The sequence below is a fragment of the Streptomyces oryzae genome (assembly GCF_017676365.1).
Taxonomy (GTDB): domain Bacteria; phylum Actinomycetota; class Actinomycetes; order Streptomycetales; family Streptomycetaceae; genus Streptomyces; species Streptomyces oryzae.
On record NZ_JADKMA010000302.1, the window covers coordinates 1 to 5,332 of the forward strand.

The window sequence follows — 5,332 nt, forward strand, 5'->3', positions numbered from 1 at the left end:
CCTCCCCGTCCTCCCCCGCCGGTAAGGCGCTCCCCCTGGAGAAGCTCTACAACAACAGCGCCGTCAGCGACGACGCCAAGCCCGACGCCGCCGACTTCGACGGTGCGGGGCGCTCCCTCTCCGCACAGGACCTCCAGGCCGCCGGCTGGACCCCCGGCACCCGGCTCGACCTGGACGCCGCCCCGCTGCACCGCCCCGACCGGGCGCCGGGCCGGCCCGACAACGTACGCGCCGACGGACAGCAGGTACGCCTCACCGGACGCGGCAACGCCCTCTCGTTCCTGGTGGCCGCCACCTCGCCGCACGGCCCTGCCGAGGCCGCCGGCGGCACGGGCACGGTGCGCTATCAGGACGGCTCCCACAGCACCTACACCCTCACAGCGGGCGACTGGCGCGGTGGCCCGCTGGCCACCAAGGCCGTCGCCCTCCCCCACCTCAACACCCGCCAGGGCGACCAGTTGACCGAGAAGGCGCGGCTCTACGCGGTCACCGTACCGCTGGAGCGCGGCCGCGACGTCAGCTCCGTCACGCTGCCGCGGGACCCCGGCGCCGATGCCGACCTGCACGTCTTCGACCTGGCCGTACGCCCCGAGACCACCGGCTGGACCGGCAGCTGGTCCGCGAGCACCGGCGGCTACACCGGGACCGGGCAGTGGCGGGACCAGACGCTGCGGCTCGTCGTGCACACCTCGGCCGGTGGCCCCCAGGCCCGGATCCGGCTGGAGAACACCTTCGCCGCCCAGCCCGTCCGGATCGGTCACGCCTCCATCGCCGTACAGAAGGACGGCGCCGCAGCGCACCGGCGCCCCACGCAGCTCACCTTCGACGGCGGGCACGCCGGCACCCGGATCCCCGCCGGTGCCAGGGCGGTCAGCGACCCCGTGGGCTTCGATGTGCCCTCCGACACAAATCTGCTGGTCAGCATCCATCTGCCGGACCCGGTGCCCGCCGCGCCCGTGCACAGCAAGGCGCAGCAGCACTCGTATCTGAGCGAGGGCGGCAGCGGTGACCGTACCGGGGACGCGGACGGTGCCGCCTTCACCCGCTCGCTGACGATGTGGCCGTTCCTGACCGGTGTCGATGTCAAGGGCGGGCCTGGCTCGGTCGTCGCGCTCGGCGACTCGATCACCGACGGCGACCACTCCACGCCCGACACCAACCGGCGCTGGCCCAATGTGCTGGCCGGCCGGCTGCTGGCGCAGAACGACGTACCGCGGTTCGGCGTACTCAACCACGGGATCTCCGCCAACCGCATCGTCACCGACCGCTACCCGGGCGACGGAATCAGCACCGACACGGCCGGGGTAAGCGCCCAGCACCGGCTGGAGCGGGACGTACTCGCACAGACCAGCGCCCGCACCGTGGTGCTGTTCGAGGGCATCAACGACGTGCGGTGGGGCGCCTCGGCCGAGGACGTCATCGCCGGGATGAAGGCCATCTCGGCGCGGGCCAAGGCGCGCGGACTGCGAGTACTGGCCGCGACGGTCACTCCGTGCGAGGGCTACCACGACTGCACTCCGGAAGTCGACGCCAAGCGGGAGAAGGTGAACGCCTTCGTCCGGGAGAACGGCGGCTACTTCGACGCCGTGCTCGACTTCGACAAGGTCGTACGCGACCCCTCGCACCCCGCGCGGATGCTGCCGAAGTACGACTCCGGCGACCATCTGCACCCCGGTGACGCGGGATACCGGGCCCTCGGGGAGTCGATCGACCTGCGGCTGCTCGCCGGCTGAGTCGCCTGCTCGGCGCTTCGGCCCACCCGCCCCCTGGAGGGGAGCGGGTGGGCCGGGCTCACAGCTCCAGATCGACCACGACCGGGGCGTGGTCCGAGGCGCCCTTGCCCTTGCGGGCCTCGCGGTCGACGTAGGCGTCCGAGACCGCGGTGGTGAACGCCTCGTTCCCGTAGACGAGATCGATCCGCATGCCGCGGTTCTTCGGGAAGCACAGCTGCCGGTAGTCCCAGTAGGTGAACGGCACGTCGTACTTGAGCGGCCGGGGATAGACGTCCGAGACCCCGGCGGCCTCCAGCGCTGCCAGCGCCTCCCGTTCGCGGGAGGTCACATGCGTGGAGCCGGAGAACTCCGCGATGTCGTACACATCGCGGTCGGTCGGCGCGATGTTGAAGTCCCCGAGCGCGGCGAAGGGCATCGCGGCGGTGGAGAACTTCTCCGCGGCGTCCCGCAGCGCTGCCAGCCACTCCAGCTTGTACTCGTAGTGCGGGTGCCCCACCTCGCGCCCGTTGGGCACATACAGGGACCACACCCGCACCCCGCCGCAGGTGGCGGCTGCCGCGCGGGCCTCGACGACCCCCTCCCAGTCAGGCGCTCCCGGCAGGCTGAGCGCCGGGTCCTCGATGCCCACACGGGAGAGGACGGCGACGCCGTTCCAGCGGCCCTGCGCGCTGACGACCGACTCGTAACCGAGCGCGCGCAGCTCCTGCTGCGGGAAGGCGTCGTCGGACACCTTCAGCTCCTGCAGGCAGAGCACGTCGGGCTGGGCGGACTCCAGCCACTGTGTCAGCCGGGGCAGCCGGGCTGTTATCGAGTTGACGTTCCAGGTGGCAATACGCATGCAGACTCCGTCGGGGGTCACGGGGGTCGTCCCCCGGGAGCATGCAGGCTACCTCGCCAGTCGGACACGCTCCCCCGGCTGGAGGTGGTTGTGTGCCGCGCCACCCGTTCCGGGACCGCCCTTGCCCAGCATCCGGCCGAGCACGCCGAGGCCGTTGTCGTTGAGCAGGCCGTCGTGGATGTCGTACACCTGCGCGGGGCTGACGGCTCGGACGTAGTCGAGCACCTCGGAGAACTTGTTCCACGGCGCGTGCACCGGCACCAGCAGCGTCTTGACGGGGCGCTCGGGGACGGTGAGGGCGTCGCCGGGGTGGAAGACCAGGCCGTCGACCACGAAGCCGATGTTGGTGATGCGCGGGATGTCGGGGTGGATGACGGCGTGCAGCTCGCCGTGCACCTCGACCTCGAAGCCCGCCGCCTCGAAGGTGTCGCCGTGCCCGACGGTGTGGACCCGGCCGGGGAAGGCCCCGGAGATCTGCTCGGCGACGCTGCGCAGCGTCCAGATCTCCGCCTCCGGGTTGGCCTCCATGGCGGCGCGCAGCCGCAGCTCGTCGAAGTGGTCGGGGTGTTCGTGGGTGACCAGCAGCGCGTCGGCGCCGAGCGCGGCCTCCTGCTCGCTGAAGCCGCCGGGATCGATGACGAGCGTACGGCCGTCCTTCTCCAGCCGGACGCTGGCGTGGCCCTGCTTGGTGAGCTTCAGCGGACTGTCGTTGGCGTCAGTTCCCATGCGGCTCATTATCCTCCCGGGCCGCACGGCGGTCCTCCGGAGTGGTCTCCTCCCGGATCACGCGCTGGGCCACCGCGAAGGCCGCGTTGGCGGCGGGCACCCCGCAGTAGACGGCGGTCTGGAGCAGCACTTCCTTGATCTCGTCCGGGGTCAGCCCGTTGCGCAGTGCGGCCCGGACGTGGAAGGTCAGCTCGTCGTGGTGGCCCTGTGCCACCAGCGCGGTCAGCGTGATCACCGAGCGGGTGCGCCGGTCGATGCCGGTGCGGGTCCAGATCTCGCCCCAGGAGTAGCGGGTGATGAAGTTCTGGAAGTCCTCGGTGAAGTCGTCGGTCTGCTCCAGCGCGTTGTCGACGTGTGCGTCGCCCAGCACCTCGCGGCGCACCTTCATGCCCGCTTCGTAGGCGTCGGTGCGCAGCGCGGCCCGGTCGCCCGACTCCAGCTCGGCGACGGCGGACGCCTGCGGCGGTACGGGGCTGATGACGGGGGCCGGGGCAGGGGGCCCGGCGGCCGACTCCTGCCAGGTGGTGGTGAAGTGCCGGATGAGCAGGTCGGTGACGGCGCCGGGCTGCTCGACGGGCGTCAGATGCGAGGCGCCGGGCACGATGGCCAGCCGGGCGTCCGGGATACCGGCGACCAGCGCGCGGGCCTCGGCGGGCGGAGTGGCCTCGTCCTCGGCACCCGCGACGACCAGGGTGCCCACGCCTATCCGGCCCAGCGACTCCCGTACGTCGAAGGAGGCCAGCGCCTCGCAGGCGGCGATGTAGCAGCCGGGGTCGGTGGTGCGGACCATCTGGACCGCCCATTCGACGATGGCGGGCTGCGCGGCGGCGAAGCCGGGCGTGAACCAGCGCTCGGGGGTGGTGCGGGCGATCGGGTCGAGCCCGTTGGTGCGGATGACGACCCCGCGCTGCCGCCAGCTGTCGGGGGTGTCGAACCGCGGCGAGGAGGAGATCAGTGCGAGGGAGGTGACGCGCTGCGGGGCGCGCAGGGCGAGCTGGATGCCGATGGCGCCGCCCAGCGAGCAGCCGGCGTAGCCGAACCGTTCGATGCCCAGCCTGTCGAGGGTGGCCAGCAGCCGCTCGGCGAAGGAGTCGGCCGAGTCGGCGGAGTAGGCGGGTGAGCCGCCGTGTCCCGGCAGGTCGAACCTGAGGACCCGCCAGTTGCGAGTCAGCTCGGGGATCTGCCGGTCCCACATGTGCCAGGTGGTGCCGAGGGCGGGGCCGAGAACGAGTACGGGCGCGTTGTCGGGTCCGTCGGTCCGGTGCTGGAGCGTCTGGGCGGGGGTCACCGTGCTTCACCTCGGGCAGGTGTTCGGGACAGGGTCGGGGTGGGACGGCCGATACTCACGGGTTCACGCTACCGAGCGCCCCGCTGGGCGCACCGCGCGGGGCGCCCGATCGATGCGCGCCTGTGCGATTGTGCGGAGCGCGTGGAGGAACGATGCGGAACTCAGAACTCGGTGGTGGAGACGACGTAGACGCGGGGCCTGCTCTTGTACGTCGTGTCCACGGTGATCGCCAGATCGGGCTTGCTCTTGGGCTGCTCGATACGGGCGCTGCGGTAATGGCTCCTGGGCTCGTCGAAGCGCCAGCCGACCTCTCTGGCGTGTTTGCCGCTGATGGCGACCTCGCCCTTCTTCAGGTCCGGGGTGTCGCCGCTGCCGCTGCCGATGTCGCCCAGGAACTCCTTGAGCCGCTTGGGGCTGGTGCGGAACTGCACCCACATCGTGCTCTTCTTCCAGGCGTTCGCCTCGTAGAAGGCCACCCGGGTCGCCGAGAGCGGCACCGGGACGTTGTAGATCCGCTGGCTGACCTTGGGAGGCCGGGCGTAGGTGAGGCTCGTGGCGGCTGCGGCGCGCTCCTTGTCCTTGCCGCTGGCGCGGCTCTGGAACGCGGACTGCACCAGATAGCCGCCCGGCAGCGCGATGAGCAGCACCACGATCGCCAGCACGGCGACGCGGTGCCGCGGGCGGTGCGGGGGGCGCTCTCCGCGCGGGCGTTCTCGCGCGGCGCCCGGCCGCGAGGGGCCGGGGGGC

At 71.9% G+C, this 5,332-nt stretch carries 5 protein-coding genes; 1 reads left to right on the forward strand and 4 read right to left on the reverse strand.

Annotated elements, in window-relative coordinates; all coding sequences use genetic code 11:
• The coding region (locus tag ITI46_RS32895) for an SGNH/GDSL hydrolase family protein (RefSeq protein WP_209243608.1) at nt 1–1,733 on the forward strand (1,733 nt) is incomplete at its 5' end.
• 58 nt (nt 1,734–1,791) lie between these two features.
• On the opposite strand, the gene ITI46_RS32900 is transcribed toward ITI46_RS32895, so the two are convergent.
• The 4 genes from ITI46_RS32900 to ITI46_RS32915 form a co-directional block, all read right to left on the reverse strand.
• Complete coding sequence (locus ITI46_RS32900; protein WP_209243609.1) at nt 1,792–2,571, reverse strand: exodeoxyribonuclease III; 780 nt, start codon at nt 2,569–2,571, stop codon at nt 1,792–1,794.
• 48 nt (nt 2,572–2,619) lie between these two features.
• Entirely contained in the window at nt 2,620–3,297 is a 678-nt protein-coding gene (locus tag ITI46_RS32905) for an MBL fold metallo-hydrolase (RefSeq protein ID WP_209243610.1), read from the reverse strand.
• Nucleotides 3,287–4,585 carry a bifunctional 3-oxoadipate enol-lactonase/4-carboxymuconolactone decarboxylase PcaDC gene (gene pcaDC / locus ITI46_RS32910; protein ID WP_209243611.1) on the reverse strand — a complete coding sequence of 433 codons (1,299 nt, stop codon included), beginning with the start codon at nt 4,583–4,585 and terminating at the stop codon, nt 3,287–3,289. The genes ITI46_RS32905 and pcaDC overlap by 11 nt, the downstream gene beginning before the upstream one ends.
• 161 nt (nt 4,586–4,746) lie before the next feature.
• On the reverse strand, nt 4,747–5,332 hold a 586-nt coding region (locus ITI46_RS32915), incomplete at its 5' end, for a hypothetical protein (protein WP_209243612.1).

What these genes read in the sequence shown, in the direction of transcription:
- ITI46_RS32900 (WP_209243609.1), bottom strand. Translation starts at nt 2,571, where the DNA reads ATGCGTATTGCCACCTGGAACGTCAACTCGATAACAGCCCGGCTGCCC.
- ITI46_RS32905 (WP_209243610.1), bottom strand. Translation starts at nt 3,297, where the DNA reads ATGGGAACTGACGCCAACGACAGTCCGCTGAAGCTCACCAAGCAGGGC.